Source organism: Bradyrhizobium sp. USDA 4510 (genome assembly GCF_054059095.1).
The window spans coordinates 5,622,335-5,640,438 of sequence record NZ_JBSSBT010000001.1; the positions used below are offsets into that span (position 1 = coordinate 5,622,335).

Annotated in this window: 17 protein-coding genes; 8 read left to right on the forward strand and 9 right to left on the reverse strand. The window is 66.0% G+C overall.

Features of this window, described 5'->3' with window-relative positions:
- Nucleotides 1–154 precede the first annotated feature (154 nt).
- Nucleotides 155–421 carry a hypothetical protein gene (locus ACVMDN_RS26225; RefSeq protein ID WP_028332620.1) on the forward strand — a complete coding sequence of 89 codons (267 nt, stop codon included), beginning with the start codon at nucleotides 155–157 and terminating at the stop codon, nucleotides 419–421.
- A gap of 65 nt (nucleotides 422–486) precedes the next feature.
- On the opposite strand, the gene ACVMDN_RS26230 is transcribed toward ACVMDN_RS26225, so the two are convergent.
- The gene (locus tag ACVMDN_RS26230) at nucleotides 487–1,821 is read right to left on the reverse strand and encodes a dihydroorotase (protein ID WP_076824027.1); all 1,335 of its coding nucleotides are present in this window, start codon (nucleotides 1,819–1,821) and stop codon (nucleotides 487–489) included.
- A 23-nt stretch (nucleotides 1,822–1,844) separates the two neighbouring features.
- Between ACVMDN_RS26230 and ygfZ the strand changes: the two genes are divergently transcribed.
- From ygfZ to ACVMDN_RS26255, 5 genes are all read left to right on the forward strand, one after another.
- Nucleotides 1,845–2,828 carry a CAF17-like 4Fe-4S cluster assembly/insertion protein YgfZ gene (gene ygfZ, locus ACVMDN_RS26235; protein ID WP_283805953.1) on the forward strand — a complete coding sequence of 328 codons (984 nt, stop codon included), beginning with the start codon at nucleotides 1,845–1,847 and terminating at the stop codon, nucleotides 2,826–2,828.
- The gene (locus tag ACVMDN_RS26240; protein WP_057014934.1) at nucleotides 2,825–3,451 is read left to right on the forward strand and encodes a DNA-3-methyladenine glycosylase I; all 627 of its coding nucleotides are present in this window, start codon (nucleotides 2,825–2,827) and stop codon (nucleotides 3,449–3,451) included. The genes ygfZ and ACVMDN_RS26240 overlap by 4 nt, the downstream gene beginning before the upstream one ends.
- The gene (locus ACVMDN_RS26245) at nucleotides 3,448–4,059 is read left to right on the forward strand and encodes a YfbR-like 5'-deoxynucleotidase (RefSeq protein WP_076824022.1); all 612 of its coding nucleotides are present in this window, start codon (nucleotides 3,448–3,450) and stop codon (nucleotides 4,057–4,059) included. Before ACVMDN_RS26240 ends, ACVMDN_RS26245 begins: the two co-directional genes overlap by 4 nt.
- 119 nt (nucleotides 4,060–4,178) lie before the next feature.
- Entirely contained in the window at nucleotides 4,179–4,685 is a 507-nt protein-coding gene (locus ACVMDN_RS26250) for a tyrosine phosphatase family protein (protein ID WP_028332625.1), read from the forward strand.
- A 110-nt stretch (nucleotides 4,686–4,795) separates the two neighbouring features.
- Nucleotides 4,796–7,501, forward strand: a complete 2,706-nt coding sequence (locus ACVMDN_RS26255; protein WP_076824019.1) for a DUF2339 domain-containing protein — start codon at nucleotides 4,796–4,798, stop codon at nucleotides 7,499–7,501.
- Nucleotides 7,502–7,525: 24 nt separating this feature from the next.
- Here the strand turns inward: ACVMDN_RS26255 and ACVMDN_RS26260 are convergent, their stop codons facing one another.
- From ACVMDN_RS26260 to ACVMDN_RS26280, 5 genes are all read right to left on the reverse strand, one after another.
- Complete coding sequence (locus ACVMDN_RS26260) at nucleotides 7,526–7,759, reverse strand: DUF6894 family protein (protein WP_016844381.1); 234 nt, start codon at nucleotides 7,757–7,759, stop codon at nucleotides 7,526–7,528.
- A 139-nt stretch (nucleotides 7,760–7,898) separates the two neighbouring features.
- Nucleotides 7,899–8,477, reverse strand: a complete 579-nt coding sequence (locus ACVMDN_RS26265) for a hypothetical protein (protein WP_028332627.1) — start codon at nucleotides 8,475–8,477, stop codon at nucleotides 7,899–7,901.
- A 186-nt stretch (nucleotides 8,478–8,663) separates the two neighbouring features.
- A complete protein-coding gene (gene acuI / locus ACVMDN_RS26270) occupies nucleotides 8,664–9,650 on the reverse strand; it encodes an acrylyl-CoA reductase (NADPH) (protein ID WP_076824227.1) in 987 nt (328 codons plus the stop codon).
- 47 nt (nucleotides 9,651–9,697) lie between these two features.
- Nucleotides 9,698–10,942: an MFS transporter gene (locus tag ACVMDN_RS26275; RefSeq protein WP_076824017.1), complete on the reverse strand. Its 1,245-nt coding sequence runs from the start codon at nucleotides 10,940–10,942 to the stop codon at nucleotides 9,698–9,700.
- A 190-nt stretch (nucleotides 10,943–11,132) separates the two neighbouring features.
- A complete protein-coding gene (locus ACVMDN_RS26280; protein WP_456834840.1) occupies nucleotides 11,133–12,611 on the reverse strand; it encodes a cell wall hydrolase in 1,479 nt (492 codons plus the stop codon).
- Between the two features lie 106 nt (nucleotides 12,612–12,717).
- Here ACVMDN_RS26280 and ACVMDN_RS26285 point away from each other — a divergent pair, with 106 nt between their 5' ends.
- Nucleotides 12,718–13,008: a hypothetical protein gene (locus tag ACVMDN_RS26285; RefSeq protein WP_253589604.1), complete on the forward strand. Its 291-nt coding sequence runs from the start codon at nucleotides 12,718–12,720 to the stop codon at nucleotides 13,006–13,008.
- 83 nt (nucleotides 13,009–13,091) lie between these two features.
- Here the strand turns inward: ACVMDN_RS26285 and ppdK are convergent, their stop codons facing one another.
- Both ppdK and ACVMDN_RS26295 read right to left on the reverse strand, forming a co-directional pair.
- Nucleotides 13,092–16,013, reverse strand: coding sequence for a pyruvate, phosphate dikinase (gene ppdK / locus ACVMDN_RS26290; RefSeq protein ID WP_076824012.1), 2,922 nt, complete (start codon nucleotides 16,011–16,013; stop codon nucleotides 13,092–13,094).
- Between the two features lie 91 nt (nucleotides 16,014–16,104).
- Nucleotides 16,105–16,260: a DUF3096 domain-containing protein gene (locus tag ACVMDN_RS26295; RefSeq protein WP_016844375.1), complete on the reverse strand. Its 156-nt coding sequence runs from the start codon at nucleotides 16,258–16,260 to the stop codon at nucleotides 16,105–16,107.
- 234 nt (nucleotides 16,261–16,494) lie between these two features.
- Here ACVMDN_RS26295 and ACVMDN_RS26300 point away from each other — a divergent pair, with 234 nt between their 5' ends.
- Nucleotides 16,495–16,854, forward strand: a complete 360-nt coding sequence (locus tag ACVMDN_RS26300) for a DUF1236 domain-containing protein (protein WP_076824009.1) — start codon at nucleotides 16,495–16,497, stop codon at nucleotides 16,852–16,854.
- A gap of 135 nt (nucleotides 16,855–16,989) precedes the next feature.
- Here ACVMDN_RS26300 and ACVMDN_RS26305 read toward each other — a convergent pair whose 3' ends face one another.
- Nucleotides 16,990–18,090: a hypothetical protein gene (locus ACVMDN_RS26305; RefSeq protein ID WP_076824007.1), complete on the reverse strand. Its 1,101-nt coding sequence runs from the start codon at nucleotides 18,088–18,090 to the stop codon at nucleotides 16,990–16,992.
- Between the last annotated feature and the right edge of the window lie 14 nt (nucleotides 18,091–18,104).

The following is an 18,104-nucleotide window of genomic DNA, read 5'->3' on the forward strand; positions in this document are numbered from 1 at the left end:
CGCGGCCCGGATATCCGGAATTGCCCTTTAAATGCCGAGGCCGCCGTTAACCTTTTCGAAAGATGTGGGCTAGGCGGTACCTGCATGCGTGATACATCTCGCACGTCGCAGTGGTTCGCTCCTCGGACCGCGCGCTGTCAATTTGCAGAGTTTCATGCGCCATCCAGCGTCCTTCCCCCATCACCAAGACCCGCGACCCGACCACGAGCAGAAGCAGGCCGCGCTGGGCTACCTGAACGAGGCCTGGGCTGAAGCGCGTCACGACGGCGTCGATGGCGACTGCCTCGCGCAGGCGAGCCTGTTCGCGGCGCTGGCCGAATTGGTCGGCACCTATGGCGAGGACGCGGTGGCGAAATTCGCCGAGGGCCTCGCCGCGCGCGTGCGCAACGGCGAGTTCTCGCTGGCATTGGCCCGACAGTAAAACGATAGCGTTTTCGAGCGAAGTGGGCCGCCGGTTCGCGTCAAGAAAACGCGTCAAACGCGAACCTACGGCTTCAGCGTCTCGAGGAACCGAACCGGCTCGCCGGTCGATGGCGTCGTGACTTCGCCCTGCCACATCACCCGCCGGCCGCGCACGAAGGTGCCGACCGGCCAGCCCTGCACCCGCACGCCGTCATAAGGCGTCCAGGCGGCGCGCGAGGCGATCCATTTGTTGGTGATGGTCTCGCTGCGCTTCAGGTCGACGATTGTGAAGTCGGCATCGTAACCGGCCGCGATGCGGCCCTTGCAGGCGATGTTGAACAGGCGCGCAGGCCCCGCGCTGGTGAGATCGACGAAGCGAGCCAGCGACAGCCGCCCGGCATTGACGTGATCGAGCATCAGCGGCACCAGCGTCTGCACGCCGGTCATGCCCGACGGCGAGGCCGGATAGGTCTTGGCCTTCTCCTCCAGCGTATGCGGCGCGTGATCTGAGCCGAGCACGTCGATGATGCCCTGCTCGATACCGTACCAGATGCCGGCGCGGTGATCGGCCGAGCGCACCGGCGGGTTCATCTGGGCCAGTGTGCCGAGCCGCTCGTAGCACTCCGGCGCGGCCATGGTGAGGTGGTGCGGCGTCGCCTCGCAGGAGGCGACATCCTTGTGGTCACGCAGGTACAGAATCTCGTCCTTGGTCGAGATGTGCAGCACGTGGATGCGCTTGCCGGTCTCGCGCGCGAGATTGACCAGGCGCTCGGTCGCCATCAGCGCGGCGGTCTCGTCGCGCCACACCGGATGCGAGCGAGCATCGCCCTCGATCCGCAGCGGCTTGCGCTCGTTGAGGCGATACTCGTCCTCGGCGTGGAACGCGGCGCGGCGCCGGATCACCTGGAAGATCCGCCGCAGGCTCTCGTCGTCCTCGACCAGCAGCGCGCCGGTGGAGGAGCCGATGAACACCTTGACGCCGGCGCAGCCCGGGGCGCGCTCGAACTCCGGCAGATCCTGCACGTTCTCGCGGGTGCCGCCGATGAAGAACGCGAAATCGCAATGCATGCGATGGCGGCCGCGCTTGATCTTGTCGGTGAAGGCCGCTTCGGTGACCGTCAGCGGATTGGTGTTCGGCATCTCGAACACGGCGGTGACCCCGCCCATCACCGCGCTGCGCGAGCCGGTCTCGAGGTCTTCCTTCTGGGTCAACCCGGGCTCGCGGAAATGCACCTGGGTGTCCATCACGCCGGGCAGGATGTGCAGGCCCTTGCAGTCGATCACCTCGCCGGCCGAGGCCTGATTGAGCGAGCCGATCGCGGCGATACGGCCGCCCGCGATACCGATATCGCGCACGCCCTCGCCGTCCTGATTGACCACGGTGCCGGATTTTAGAATGGTGTCAAAATGCTGATTCATCGGTCCTCGACGCCCGCTTTCGGCTGTCGCGCGGGCCTTGTTCGGCGCACTCTAGCGCCTTAGCTTGGCAGGGGATATCGCGGCCTGCGCGTTTCCCAAGGAACTTGGAAAAAGAGCCAATTTTGCGAATGAAAGCAGCGTTTCTTCCGGATCGGGGCGTGGTCAAGGTCTCTGGCGAGGACGCCCGCAACTTCCTCAACGGCCTCATCACCGCCGACATCGCCGAGTTGCGCGCGGGACAGGCCCGGTTTGGCGCGCTGCTGACGCCGCAAGGCAAGATCATCGTCGATTTCCTGATCACCGAGATACCCTCAGGTCATGGCGGCGGCTTCCTGATCGACGCGCCGCGCGCGCTCGCCAAGGGTCTTGCCGACAAGCTCGGCTTCTACAAGCTGCGCGCCAAGGTCGTGGTCGAGAACCTGTCCGATAGCCTCGGTGTGCTGGCAGCTTGGGATGGCGAGCCGGCGGCGACGCCGGATCTCGCGTTCGCCGATCCGCGCAACCCAGCGCTCGGCTGGCGCATCCTGATTCCGGAAGATTTGAAGCAGAAGCTCGCTGAGCTGATCGGTGCCGATCTCGTCGACTCCAGCGCCTACGAGGCGCATCGGATCGCCACCGGCGTGCCGCGCGGCGGGCTCGACTTCATGTATGGCGACGCCTTCCCGCACGAGACCAATATGGATCGCCTCAACGGCGTCGATTTCGACAAGGGCTGCTATGTCGGCCAGGAGGTGGTGTCGCGCATGCAGCACCGCGGCACGGCGCGCACCCGTACGGTGAAGATTGTCCTCGACGGCCCCGCCCCCGAAGCCGGCGCTACCATCCTGGCCGGCGACAAGCAGGTCGGCACCATCGGCTCGACCGCCGGCGAGAAGGGTCTCGCGCTGGTCCGCATCGACCGCGTCGCCGATGCGCTCGACGCCGGCCTGGCGCTGACCGCGGGCGGGCTGTCGCTTCACCTCGCCGAACCCGACGCCGTCCGCATCACACCCAAGCAGACCGCATGAGCCGTACCGCGCAACTGCACCCTGACGGCAAGACGCGTTGCCCCTGGCCGGGCGAGGATGCGTTCTACGTCGCCTATCACGACAATGAATGGGGCGTGCCGGAATATGACGACCGCGCGCTCTACGAAAAGCTGATCCTCGACGGCTTCCAGGCCGGTCTGTCCTGGATCACGATCCTGCGCAAGCGCGAGAACTTCCGCAAAGCCTTCGACGATTTCCAGCCCGAGAAGATCGCGCGCTACAACGCCAAGAAGGTGCACGCGCTGATGAACGACGCCGGCATCGTGCGCAATCGCGCCAAGATCGAAGGCGCGGTGGCGAGTGCGAAGGGCTATCTGGAAATCATGGAGAAAGGCCCCGGCTTCTCGAATTTCCTGTGGGACTTCGTCGACGGCAAGCCGAAGGTCAATCAATTCAAGACCACCGCGAGCGTGCCGGCCTCGACGCCGGTCTCGATCAAGGTCTCCAAGGAGCTCGGCGCGCGCGGCTTCAAGTTCGTCGGTCCCACCATCGTCTACGCCTTCATGCAGGCGACCGGCATGGTCAACGATCACCTCGTGACCTGCTTCTGCCACGAGAGCTGCAGCGGCAAGCTCCGCACACCGCGACTCAAGAAGAAATGACGGCGCGCAAATCGACGGAGACAACCCGCGCCTGGCAGCGGATGTTGTCGGGACGCCGGCTGGACCTGCTCGACCCGTCGCCGCTCGATATCGAAATCGTCGACATCGCGCATGGACTGGCGCGGGTCGCGCGCTGGAACGGCCAGACCAGCGGGGCGCACATCTTCTCGGTGGCTCAGCACACGCTGCTGGTCGAAGCCGTGATGCGCCAGCAGATGCCGCGCGTCGACATCCGCCATCGTCTCGCGGCGCTGCTGCACGACGCACCGGAATATGTCATCGGCGACATGATCTCACCGTTCAAGGCGGTGCTGTCAGGCGAATACAAGGCGGTGGAGAAGCGGCTGCTCGGCGCGATCCATATCCGCTTCGGCCTGCCCGCCGTGCTGGCGGACGAGATCACCCAGCAGATCAAGGCCGCCGATCGCGGCGCCGCCTATCTCGAGGCGACGCATCTGGCGGGATTTTCGCGAGCCGAGGCCAAGCGGCTGTTCGGCCGCGATCCGGAACTGCCCGAAGCGACCGAGCGCGACTATCTGACGCCATGGACCGCCGCGCGGGCCGAAAAGCAGTTCCTCGAGCGCTTCGAGGCATTGCACGCCTCGTAGGGCGGCAGCGAAAACGTGCCGCCGGTTGCGCCGCAAAACGATGAATCGGCATGGCACCCCCGCCTTTGCCCGTTCGGGAGCAGCCGTTATAATCCGGCACCCCCGATAGAGGGACTATCATGCTTCACGTCTGCTCGCTTGCCGCACTCTCCGACACGGTTCGCGCCACCGGCGCCAGCCATGTGCTGACTGTGATGGCCAATGTCGACCAGGTGCAGCGGCCGCCTTCCGTGCTGCCGGCCAACCACCTGAAAGTGTCGATGGACGACATCATCGAACAGATGGACGGCTTCGTTGCGCCCAACGAGTCGCATATCGAGAAGGTGCTGAGCTTCGTGCGCGGCTGGGATCGCCAAGCACCGATGGTGGTGCATTGCTACGCCGGCATCAGCCGCTCGACCGCGAGCGCATTCGCCACGGTCTGCGCCCTCAACCCGCACCGCGACGAAATGTCCATCGCCCGGATGATCCGCGAGGCCTCGCCGATCGCGGCTCCCAACCGGCTGATCGTCAGCCTCGCCGACAAGGCGCTGGGACGCGAGGGCCGGATGCTGCGTGCACTCGACGCGATGGGTCCCGGCAGCATGAGCGTCGAAGGCCGGCCCTTCCGCATCGATCTGGACTAAGCGCGGCCGGTCACGCCCGATCGCTTGAACTTCCGGTCCTCCTCACTGCACTACTAGGTTGCGACGGGCCGCCGGGCTGGCCAAGTCCGGCGCGTCCTGCCGGAGGCCCGATGTTCGATTCGCCGTTCGACTTCCTGACGCTCGTCCTCGCCATCGTCGCGATCATTTTCGCGCGCAAGGCGCTGGGCCGGATCGACCTGCTGCAGCGCCGCCTGGATGCGATCGAGGCCGCGGGTGGCGCCGCCATGCAGACAGCCGTGCCGCCGCCGCTGGCCCCGCTGCAGGAGTTCGAGCAGACGCCGCCGACGGCGTCTTCCGTCGCGCCGCCACCGCTCCCGGAGGCGGCTCCCGGCGAACCGGCCGCGCAGATCGAGCCAGCCGCGGACGCGCCAGGTGCCGTACCGCCGCCCCTGCCGGAGCCGACAGCCCCGCCGCAGCCTGCACCCGGCTTCGAGGAGACTCTCGGCACGCGCTGGGTGGTGTGGATCGGCGGCCTGACGCTCGCGCTCGGCGGCTTCTTCATGGTGCGCTATTCGATCGAGGCCGGCTTGCTCGGCCCCGGCGTCCGCACGATGCTCGGCGGATTGTTTGCGCTGGCGCTGCTCGGCGCCGGTGAATGGACCAGGCGCCAGGAAAGCATCTCCAACATCGCGGCGCTGCCGATCGCCAACATCCCGGCGATCCTCACCGCCGCCGGCACCGCGGTGGCATTCGCTACCGTCTACGCCGCCTACGCGCTGTATGACTTCCTCGCCCCGGCGAGCGCCTTCATCCTGCTCGGTATGGTCGCGCTCGGCACGCTGGCGGCCGCGCTGCTGCACGGACCCGCGCTGGCCGGGCTCGGCATCGTCGGCGCCTTCGTCACGCCGCTCCTGGTGTCGTCAGACAAGCCCGACTTCTGGTCGCTCTACGTCTACCTCGCCATCGTCACGGCGGCGGCGTTCGGCCTCGCCCGGATCCGGCTGTGGCGCTGGCTCGCGGTCACGACGATCGCCTTCGCGCTGCTGTGGACCTTCCCTTGCCTGCAATGCGGGCCCGAGATGATCGCGCCGCACGTCTTCCATGTCATCGCGGGCTTCGTGCTGGCGGCGCTGCTCGTGGTCTGCGGCTTCATGTTCGGTCCCGACGGCGACGGCGAGGAGATCGAGCCGATTTCATCTAGCTCGCTCGCCGCCTATCTGTTTGGCGCGATGCTGATCGTGCTCAACAGCGCCCACGCCGACACCGCGATGATCGGCTTTGCGCTGCTGACAGCCGCGAGCCTGCTTGTCGCCTGGCGCGCGCCTGCTGCTACCCGTGCGATCGGCGCCGCGTCGATCTTCGTGTTCATTGTGTTCGGCGAATGGGCCGTCCGCCGCAACGTCGACATGCTGGTGCTGCCGGGCGGCGCGATCCCCGGCATCGGCCGGTCCGTGACCGATGGCTCGGTCTCGCTGCATCTCGTCACCGCCGCGCTGTTCGCGGCCGCCTTCGGCATCGCCGGCTTCCTCGCGCAATTCCGTTTTACCACCACGAAGGTCACGGTGACCTGGGCCGCGGCGGCGGTGTTCACGCCGGTCGCGCTGCTGGTCGCACTCTATGCACGCATCGCGCATCTCGACCGCTCGATCCCGTTCGCGGTCCTCGCCGTGCTGCTGGCGGCGGCCTACGCAGCCGCGACCGAGGCGCTGACCCGGCGCGACGAGCGGCCGGAGCTGTCGCCTTCGATTGCGTTGTCCGCCACCGGCGCCCTCGCCTCGCTGGCGCTGGCGCTGACCTTCGCGCTCGACAAGGGCTGGCTCACCATCGCGCTCGCGCTGGTGTCGATGGGCACGGCGTGGCTGTCGGTGCAGCGGCCGATTCCGTTCCTGCGCTGGCTTGCCGCGATCCTGGCCGGCATCGTCGTGCTGCGCATCGGCTATGAGCCGCGGATCGCGGGCGACGCCGTCGGCACCACGCCGATCTTCAACTGGCTGCTGTGGGGCTATGGCGTGCCGGCGCTGTCATTCTGGGCGGCAAGCCATTTCCTGCGTCGCAACGGCGACGACGTCCCGCTGCGCATCGTCGAATCCGCCGCGATCCTGTTCACGGTGCTGCTTGCCTTCATGGAGATCCGCCACGCGGTCAACAGCGGCGATGTCTATTATGCCAGCGCCGGGCTGACCGAGGTCGCGCTGCAGGTCGGCGCGACGCTTGCGATGGCGATCGGACTGGAGCGGCTGCGCCTGCGCAGCGGCAGCATCGTGCACAATGTCGGCGCGATCCTGCTGACCGCATTCGCCGGGCTTGCCAGCCTGTTCGGACTGCTGGCGCTGGAGAACCCGATGCTGTGGTGGCAGGACGTCGGCGGCAGCTTCATCAACCTGCTGCTGCTCGGCTACGCGCTGCCGGCGGTGCTGGCGCTGCTGCTGTCCTATGCGGTGGCGGGCCATCGTCCTGCCGGCTATGCCAACACGATCGCCGCCAGCGCGCTGGTCCTTGCGCTCGCTTACGTCACGTTCGAGATCCGCAGGCTCTACCACGGACCCGTGCTGACGCGCGGCGAGACCACGGGCGCGGAGCAATACACCTATTCGATCGCCTGGCTGATGTTCGGCGTCGCGCTGCTCGGCATCGGCATCGTCGTCAACTCGCAGCGGGCGCGGCTCGCGTCTGCTGCGGTGATCGGGCTGACGATCCTGAAGGCGTTCCTGATCGACATGTCGACGCTCACGGGTGTCTACCGGGCGCTGTCGTTCATGTGCCTTGGCATCGTGCTGGTCGCGATCGGCTGGCTGTATCAGCGGATCCTGTTTCGCAGGCGAACCGCTCAGCCGCTCGCGCAGGCTGAGGGTTAGGACTTGCCGTCCTGAAAGACAGCTTCAGTCGACGGACTCGGCGACCAGTCGAATCCTGAACACGGGTTTTCTGCCCTCGTCGAGCAGCTCCATGTGCCATTCGCTGTTCTGCTTCAGATTGCGCGAAATGCTGCCGAGGAAATTTCCGCAGACCTTGGTCATCTCGGCCCAGGCCACGTCGCGGCTTTCAAACTCCGTCGCGTGGTCGGATGCACCAGCGTAATCGCCATCACTAATTCGAAAAAAATATTGCGCCATATGACTACTCAAAATCAGAGTCCCCAATGTCCCGCCTCACGGCGAACGCCAGGTATTGAGTAGCGAGCAAGGCGTGGCGACCGCCATCCGTATGACTACGGCTTGGCGGCGCTATTCCCGCTAGCGCGCAGATGAAAGGTTAGTCGGTGGAGCGGCGCAATTCCGGCGCGCTCTCGACCTTGGCGGGCTCGGCCTTGACCGGCTCGAGCTTCGCGCTTCCGACCTGCGGCGTCTCAACGCGCGACACTTCGGTCTGCGAGGCATCCGCGGATCGGGTTCGCGGATGCAGCGAGCGCGGACGCGCCGCCGCGCGCGCCATCAGCATCTGCTGGCCGCCCTGGTGATGGAAATCGCAATAGGCAAAGCCCATGCCGGAGACCGAGCCGCGGAACGAGCGGTCGTCCTGCTTGTCGAGATTAAAGCACGGTTCGAACGGAATGCCCTTCAGCGACGCGCAAACGCTCTGACCGCGGATCTGCAGCGTGTTGCCGGGCAGGCGCAGGTGACGGATCGGCCCCGAGCCGGAGAACTGGACCGAGCCTGCCGCGCCCAGATCGTCGAGGATGCGACCGGCACCGCGGGTGCCATCGAAACAGGTGAAGGCGAACACCTTACCGGCGACGAATCTGCGGGCCTCATCGGCGTTCATCATGCCCGCGAATGCCGGCACGACCATTGCTCCGGCCGTGACGGCCCCCAACACCAAACGCGCAAGCATGAGCTACTCCACTTACGAGCGCGGGCACTCGCTCCTTGTTGCGCATGACCCCCGCACCAACGCTTTTCGACGTCTGCGCGAGGAAACCCGGCCCCCCGGGATCATGCTGCAAGTCTCTTTACCCGCTGCTTACCATACCAACAGTGGCAACATTGGAGCAGCTTGGTTGGTAAAGTCTGAACGTCCTCAGACTATTTTTACCACGATGCGGCCGCGGACATGGCCACCGAGGATTTTCGCGCCAAAGCCCATGACTTCGTCCAGGGCGATTTCGTGAGTAATATCAGCCAGTTTTGCCTTATCCAGATCGCTGGCAAGGCGGCGCCAGGCGGTCCTCCGCAGCTCGATCGGACACATCACTGAATCGATACCGAGCAGGCACACGCCCCGCAAAATGAAGGGCGCGACCGACGACGGCAGATCCATACCGGCCGCCAGACCGCAGGCCGCGATGGCTCCGCCATACTTCGTCATCGACAGCAGGTTGGCGAGCGTGGTCGACCCGACGCTGTCGACGCCGCCGGCCCAGCGCTCCTTCGCCAGCGCCTTGGGCGCACCTGACAGTTCTGCGCGGTCGATCACCTCGGTGGCGCCGAGACCCTTGAGATAGTCGGTCTCCGACATCCGCCCGGTCGACGCGATGACGTGGTAGCCAAGCTTCGAGAGCACGGCGATCGCCACCGAGCCGACGCCGCCGGCGGCACCCGTGACCACCACAGGGCCGCTCTTCGGAGTGAGACCATGCTTCTCCAGCGCCAGCACCGAGAGCATCGCGGTATAGCCGGCGGTACCGACCGCCATCGCATCGCGGGCCGAGATGCCGTCGGGCAGCCGCACCAGCCAGTCGCCCTTGACGCGGGCCTTTTCAGCGTAGGCGCCGAGATGGGTCTCGCCCATGCCCCAGCCGTTGCAGACGACCTTGTCGCCCGCCTTCCAGTCCGGATGGCTGGATTGCTCGACCGTGCCGGCGAAATCGATGCCGGCGATCATCGGGAACCGGCGCACCACCGGTGCCTTGCCAGTCAGTGCGAGGCCGTCCTTGTAGTTCAGTGTCGACCACTCGACGCGGACGGTGACGTCGCCGTCCATCAGCTCGGCTTCGTCGAATTGGGTGAGTGCGGCGGTGGTACCCTTGTCCGCCTTGTCGATCCTGATTGCCTTGAACGTTGCCACGATGTGCACTCCCCGTAATCTTGGTTTCGGGGAAATGATTTACCCCATCAGGCAGGCTGCGCAACCGGGCGGACGACGGGCTTTTCGACGATCGGCAGGTTGATCAGCGCGGACAGCACGCCAAACAGCACCGACAGCCACCAGATCGGGGTGTAGGAACCGTACTGCTCGAACACGATGCCGCCGAGCCAGACTCCGAGGAAGCCACCGACCTGATGGCTGACGAAGGCGAAGCCGTACAGCGTCGCAAACCAGCGCGTGCCGAACATCAGCGCCACCAGCGCCGAAGTCGGCGGCACTGTGGAGAGCCAGGTCAGGCCGGAGATCGCCCCGAACGCGATCGCCGAGAAGGTCGTGATCGGGAACGAGATGAAGGCGACGATCGACAGCGCGCGGGTGAAGTAGATCACCGACAGGATGTAGCGCTTCGGGAAGACGTTCTGCAGCCAGCCGACGCTGAGCGAGCCCACGATGTTGAACAGGCCGATCGCCGCGATCACCCAGCCGCCGGTCGATGCCGGAATGCCGCGGTCAGCGAGATAGGCCGGCAGATGCACGGTGATGAAGGCGAGCTGGAAGCCGCAGGTGAAGAAGCCGAGCACCAGCAGCACGTAGGAGCGATGGCCGAACGCCTCCGCCAGCGCGGTCTTGAACGACTGCTGATCGGCCGGCGCGGCGTCATTCGTCTCCGCCGGCGGTGTCGAGAGTGCCAGCGACAGCGGCAGGATCAGCAGCATCAGCGCGCCGAATACGAGGAGCGCGGTCTGCCAGCCGAAATTGTCGATCATCGCGACGCCGAACGGCGCGAACAGGAATTGGCCGAACGAGCCCGCGGCGGTGCCGGCGCCGAGCGCGATGCCGCGCTGCGCGGGCGGCAGCAGCTTGCTGAACGCCGACAGCACCAGGTTGAACGATGAGCCCGACAGGCCGAAGCCGATCAAGACGCCGGCGCCAAGGTTGAGCGAGAGCGGCGTCGCCGAGTAACGCATCAGGAGCAGGCCCGCGGCGTAAAGCAGTGCGCCGACGACCATCACACGCAGCAGCCCGAAGCGGTCGGCAATCGCGCCGGCGATCGGCTGGCCGAGCCCCCACAACAGGTTCTGCAGCGCCAGCGCGAGGCCGAACACGTCGCGGCCCCAGGTGAATTCATGGCTCATCGGCTGCACGAAGAAGCCGAGGCTGGAGCGCGGCCCGAAGCTCAGCAGCGCAATCGCGCAGCCACAGACGATGATGACAAGTGGCGTGCGCCACGTGCCCGACGTCGGTCGAAGATCCCCGGTGGTAACGGCCATCTTGTCTTCCCCCGCAACTGCTGCGCGGGGAGCCACCCCGCCGAACGTTACGGGGAGTTAATGCAGGTGCATGAAAACCCCAAGAGGGGCCGGAGAAAAATATTCGCCTGCAGGGCTGCTCTGCAGAATCGGAGAGGATGATGACCGTCATTCCGGGGCACGCCGGCCGCGGAACGAGAGGGAGAAGGCCCTATCGCCGGGCGCTGGCCTGCTCGGCCGAGCTCTGGGCGGCCTCGGCGAGCTGCGCCGAGATCTTGGCGGTCTCGGCCGGGTTGCCCCAGCTCGGCGCGTCGCTGCCGTCGCCCCAGGCGCGCGGGCGATAGAAGGTGTGGACGCCGAACTTGTACATCTTCTTCATCTCGCTGACCCAAGACGGTCGCACCCAATAGGCGTGGTAGTGGGTCGAGCGGTCGACTTCCGGCAGCCACAATTCGCCGTCGAGCATCGCCCTCGCGATCTTCCTGGCGCGGTCCCACATGTCGGGCTCGCGGACGACGTCAGCGACGTTGTCGCAGGCGAAGGTGAACTGACAGGCGTAATGGCGATTCTTGTTCTGGTAGACCACGCCGCACACCGTCTCCGGATATTTGCCGGAGAAGGCGCGATTCAGCACCACCTGGGCGACCGCGATCTGGCCACGCACCGCTTCACCGCGGGCTTCGAAATAGACCGCCTCGGCGAGGCACTTCTCCGACTTGGCGCGCGACTTCTCGTCGAACAGGCCGAGCCGCTCCGCCGGCGTCTTGGTGTGCTGGTCGTCCGCATTGACCTCGCCCTTCGGCGCGATGCTCTCGCCCATCTCGCCGGCCTTGACCGGACCGTCGGCATCGACGGGCAGTGACGCCATCACCTTCATGTCGGGATCGGGCGTTGCTGCCGGCGGTACGACAACCGGCGCCTCGCCGGGCTGCCAGCGCTCGAGGTTCTCCGGCGTGCCGAGCGACGAGCCGAAGAACAGACTGGCGGTCTGAAATGCGAACGGGTCGCGCTCGCGCGCCGCATCGGCGGGCGCAGCAGCGGGCTTTGCGGGCGCGGGCTTCAGATCGTCGAGCGGGCTGGCCTCGAGCGAGAGCGACACGTCGTTCTGCTGCGGCGACGGCTTGGCATATTGCGGCAAGGGCGGCGCGCGCAGCGCCTCCTGCAATTCAGGATCGAGCGGCGCGCTGTCGGCCGGTGCGGTCGCGGTCTTCATGCCCTTGACCGACGAATTCGATGTCGCCGGATCCTCGTTCGCCGGCGCCGTATTTGCAGGCTCCGCCGGTTCGACCTGATCGGGCCGCCGGACGACGAGGCGATCGCCCTTCATGGTGCGATCGACCTTGGGAAAATCGGATGCCTGATAGCGCGGCGGCGGGGCCGTGATCGGATTGCGCGTCACCGTTCCGGTGATGTCGAGGCTCGAACTGTCCAGTCTTGCGAGCAGGATTTGCGGCGCTTGCGGCGCGGACGTGCCGATCGGACGGCCGAAGCTGTAGGTCGCGACCTGGATGGAGCCGACGGCGGAGGCGAAGACGCGCTTCTGCCAGCGCTCGGCGACGCCGGGCTGCCGGGCCAGGAGCGAGGCGATATCCTGATATCCGATCTCGGTCGGCATCAGTGCGAAGATGCCAAGACCGAGACCGAAGAGCGCAAGACGTGCGCCCCTCGGCTGGTTACGCGACACAAACATCGTACGCTCACGCAACGCTTACTGAGTGCAATCGAACGCGGTACATCCGCGCAATTCGACCTTTCTCGTTGCTAAACCGTTTAGGTTGCCGCGGAGTTAATCGGCGTTGCTCGCGCGCTACACTCAAGCGATCGCGCATGTTTCGCACGTTGCATTGCGCGCCTTGGTAAACGCGCGGCGCATGAAAGTCGTAAACAACAAGTCAACGGAGATGGTGAACAAAGTGTTGCAGGCACGGCAGCCACCCGCCGTCATTGCGAGGAGCGACAGCGACAACTTGTCCGCCGAAGCCTTGGCGAAGGCTGAAGCAATCCATGGCTCGGCAAGTGGAAACATGGATTGCTTCGCGGAGCCTGTCATCGGGCGCGCGTTCGCGCGACCCGTCGGCTCGCAATGACGCTATATTTTCAGGCTGCCTCAACAAACAAAAATGGCCGGGACTTGGTCCCGGCCATCGCACTCTCTGAACTGTAAGATCGCTCACGCCTGGCTGGCGATCTCCTTGCCGAGCGCGGCCTGCGCCGCGGCGAGACGCGCGATCGGCACGCGATAGGGCGAGCACGAGACGTAATCGAGCCCGACCTCGTGGCAGAACGCGACCGACGCGGGATCGCCGCCGTGCTCGCCGCAGATGCCGACCTTGAGGTTCGGACGCGTCTTGCGGCCGCGGGTGACGCCGATCCTGACGAGCTCGCCGACGCCGTCGCGATCGACCGAGATGAACGGATCGATCTCGAGGATGCCCTTGGCGACATAGGTGCCGAGGAAGCTCGCGGCGTCGTCGCGGCTGATGCCGTAGGTGGTCTGCGTCAGGTCGTTGGTGCCGAAGGAGAAGAACTCCGCGGTCTCGGCCACCTCGCCCGCCATCAGGCAGGCGCGCGGCAGCTCGATCATGGTGCCGACCTGGTAGCTCAGCTTGACGCCGGTTTCCTTCATCACCGCGTTGGCTGTCGCATCGATCCGCGCCTTGACCAGATCGAACTCGGCCTTGGTCGCGATCAGCGGCACCATCACCTCGAGACCGACCGGCTTGCCGGTGCGCTTGCCGGCTTCGACGGCAGCCTCGAAGATCGCACGCGCCTGCATCTCGGCGATCTCCGGGTAGGCGATCGCAAGACGGCAGCCGCGGAAACCGAGCATCGGGTTGAACTCGGAGAGTTCGCGGGCGCGGTCGGCGAGCTTGCGCGGATCGGTGTTCATGGCGCGCGCCACTTCCTCGATCTCGGCCTGGGTGTGCGGCAGGAACTCGTGCAGCGGCGGATCGAGCAAGCGGATCGTGACGGGCAGGCCCTGCATGATCTCGAACAGCTCGACGAAGTCGGCGCGCTGCATCGGCAACAGCTTCGACAGCGCGGCGCGGCGCGACTGCTCGTCCTCGGAGAGGATCATCTCGCGCACGGTGCGGATGCGGGTCTCCTCGAAGAACATGTGCTCGGTGCGGCAGAGGCCGATGCCTTCGGCGCCGAACTTCACCGCGGTGCGCGCGTCATCGGGCGTGTCGCCGTTGACGCGAACGCCGAGCTTGCGGACCTCGTCGGCCCAGCCCATCAGCGTGCCGAACTCGCCAGACAGTTCCGGCTCGATCATCGGCATGCGGCCGGCCAGCACCTGGCCGACCGAGCCATCGATGGTGATGACGTCGCCGGTCTTGAAGGTGCGCGAGCCCACGCTCATGGTGCCGCGGCCGTAATCGACGCGGATGGTGCCGCAGCCGGAGACGCAGGGCTTGCCCATGCCGCGCGCAACCACCGCCGCGTGCGAGGTCATGCCGCCGCGGGTGGTGAGGATGCCTTCCGCGGCGTGCATGCCGTGGATGTCTTCCGGGCTGGTCTCGATACGGACCAGGATGACCTTGCGTCCGTCGGCCTGCAGCTTGGCCGCTTCGTCCGACGAGAACACGATCTCGCCCGAGGCAGCGCCAGGCGACGCCGGCAGGCCGGTCGCGATCACGTCGCGCTTGGCGGCCGGATCGATGGTCGGGTGCAGCAGCTGGTCGAGCGAGGCCGGATCGATCCGCGTCACCGCGTCCTTGCGCGAGATCAGGCCTTCATTGGCGAGCTCGACCGCGATGCGCAGCGCCGCCTTCGCGGTGCGCTTGCCGCCGCGGGTCTGCAGCATCCACAGCTTGCCCTGCTCGACCGTGAACTCCATGTCCTGCATGTCGCGGTAGTGCTTCTCGAGCAGCGTGTAGATCCGCGTCAGCTCCTTGAACGCGGCCGGCATCGCCGCTTCCATCGACAGCTTGTCGGAGCCGGATTCCTGGCGCGCCTCCTCGGTGATGTCCTGTGGCGTGCGGATGCCGGCGACGACGTCCTCGCCCTGCGCGTTGATCAGGAACTCGCCGTAGAGCTTGCTCTCGCCGGTCGAGGGATTGCGGGTAAACGCGACGCCGGTGGCCGAGGTCTCGCCCATGTTGCCGAACACCATCGCCTGCACGTTGACGGCGGTGCCCCAGGATTCCGGAATGTCGTGCAGCTTGCGATAGGTCACCGCGCGCGCGTTCATCCAGGATGAGAACACCGCGCCGATCGCGCCCCACAGCTGATCGTGCGGATCCTGCGGGAAGTCGTGGCCGGTCTCCTTGGCGACCGCCTCCTTGTACTTGCCGACCAGCTCGACCCAGTCGTCGCCGGTGAGGTCGGTGTCGAGCGAATAGCCCTGGCCGTCCTTGAAGGTGTCGAGGATGTCCTCGAAGTGATGATGCTCGAAGCCGAGCACCACGTCCGAATACATCGTGATGAAGCGGCGATAGCTGTCATAGGCGAAGCGGCGGTCGCCGGAGAGTTCGGCCAGCGCCTCGACGGTGCGGTCGTTGAGGCCGAGATTGAGCACGGTGTCCATCATGCCCGGCATCGAGGCGCGCGCGCCCGAGCGGACCGAGACCAGCAGCGGGTTCTTGGCGTCGCCGAACGTCTTGCCGGTCAGCTTGCCGACATAGTCGAGCGCCTTCTCAACCTGTGCTTTCAATTCCTTCGGATACGTCTTGTCGTGCTCGTAGAAATAGGTGCAGACCGAGGTCGGAATGGTGAAGCCGGGAGGCACCGGCAGGCCGAGATTGGCCATTTCCGCGAGGTTGGCGCCCTTGCCGCCGAGCAGATTGCGCAAGGTCGCCTGGCCCTCGGCCTTGCCGTCGCCGAACGTATAGACCCACTTGCCGGCCTTGATCGCAGCCGGGGCCGCCTTCTTCGCAACGGCCTTCGCCGGCGCCTTGCCAGCGGGCTTTGCGGCCGGCTTTGCAGCCGATTTGGGAGCGGCTTTCGGCGCCGCCTTCGGGGCGCTCTTCTTCAGCACCTTGCGCGCCGGGGCGGCCTTGCGGGCTGCGGCGGAGGGCTTTGATTTCGCTGCTGTTTTCTCGGCAGTTTTCGCAGCAGTTTTCTTGGACTTCGCGACGGCTTTGGCCATGTCAGACAACAATCCGGAAGGAGGGGTCGAAGATGCGCGCCTTACACCATTTTGAGGGGTTCCGCGCAAGCCGCGAAACCCCGCTTTCCCGCTAGAGGTGCAACCAGCGCAGCAGACCCATCCCCACGAGCCCGACGAAGATCAGATAGATCGCGACGATGTAGTTGAGGAGCCGCGGCATGATCAGGATTAGGACGCCTGCGATCAGAGCCACGATAGCAGGCAGATGCCCAGCGGTGATGGTCATTGAAGTTTTCTCCGGGGGTTTTTGGAGGAGCGAATCGAGCGGCAGTTTATCCGCTGAGGGAAGTTCCCACATCAAGACGCCCGTCCCGCCGACGAGTTCCCGCAACTCACGAAAATTGCTCCAAATTGCCGCGTATATGGCGGCGGCTTTCCGGAACATCACCGCAGCCGATGCATTGGCTCGCCGTGCGCATCGGCGAAGGCTGGCGCGCACCGAAAAAGAATGGAGCGAGCCATGCGAAACAGATTACTTGCCGTTGCAGCGGTTGCTGCCGCGATCACGGTGCCGGCTGTTGCCGCACAGGCCCAGACGGTTGGCATCGTCCGCGGTGGTCCGGCTGTCGCCGTCGATGATGACGGAGGCATCGCGGTCGAACAGCGTCCGGCATTCCGCGAATACATCGTGCGCGAGCGTGTACCGAACTACACGGTTCCGGATCGCGTCGTGGTCGGCACCGTGCTGCCTGACGCCGGCGTGACCTATTACGACGTGCCGCAGCGGTTCGGCGCGACGCCCTATCGTTACACCGTCGTGAACGGCGAGACCGTTCTGGTCGAGCCGCGTTCGCGACGGATCGTTCAGGTGGTCGACTAGATCAACGTCAGCACGATCGCCTGAACGACAGTCCGGGCGCCGCGCAAGCGGATGTGCGCGAGGATCGACCGGACCAGAAAGCCCCGTCCGGCCTCCCCTCCGGGCGGGGCTCTTCCGTTCTGATGCCGTGCCGGGTTACGACTTGAGGATCGAGAGTAGCGTCGAGGTCGACTTGTAGCTCTTGATCGCGGCGTCCTGGAAATCCTGCGTCCAGTTGGCAGCCTGGCGCTCCTCCGCGCTCATCGAGGAATATTGCTTGAGGATGCCGAGGCTGAACTGGCGCGGATCGCCGGCGGTCTGGCTCTGCTTCAGCGCGTCGAGCACGGCGAGACGCGTCCGCGTATTGAGTTCCTGCTTGGCCGCGAAGATCTCCTCGGTGGAAAACTTCTTGTCCTGGTTCAGCGAGATCGCCGAGAGCGAGCGGTTGTCGAGCGAGGAAAGGTCGGCGAGCTGTCCGGTCTTGCGGCGGGGATCGTAGACCAGCTCCTTGCCGCTTTTCGCCGCCTCGCTCTTCTGCCGATCGAGGAAGGCGCGCACGTCGCTGGCAATGCTGCTGAAGTCGCGCGTGGTGCTCTTTGTGGGAGGCGCCGTCCCCGCCAGCGAGGCCGCGATCGGATCGCCGGAAATTCCCGATGGTGCCGTGTTCGGATCCTGCTGCGTCGCCTGATAGCCCTTCAGCACCGCGGCGCGCTGGCTGGCCCAGGTTGCGGTGGCCTTCTCCTCATCGCTCGCACCATCGAGATAATCGAGCGCGGTCTTGTAGCTGATGCTGTAGTCGCCGGTCAGGCGCGTGGTCGCCAGCGACGGCTCCATCGCCTTGTCGAAGCGCTGCTTCAGCTCGGTGGCCGCAACCGCCTGCTCGTCCGGGGTGAACTTGCCGCCATTGTTGGTCGAGATCGCAAACAGCGAGCGACGGTCCAGCGTCGAGAGATCGATGGTGGTCTTGCCGTCGACGATCGGCGTCTTGACGCCGGCGACCGTGTAGAGCCGGTCGAGCGTGATCCGCGCATCGCTGGTGACGGTGGCAAAATCCGGCAGCGGCGCCTTGGCGAGCTGCGCGCGGGCGGCGTCCGACAGCGTGAGGTTGGTTGCCGCGTTGGCCGTCGAGGACGCCGACAGATCGCCGGCGGTGCCGTCGCCCGACAAGGTCGCCGCCAGTGACGGCGTCGCTGCTGCCCGCGCATAGGCCGAACCATATTGGGCGTAGGGATTGGGCGTGGTGCCGATCGAGGTCATCGGGCGGTCCCTGC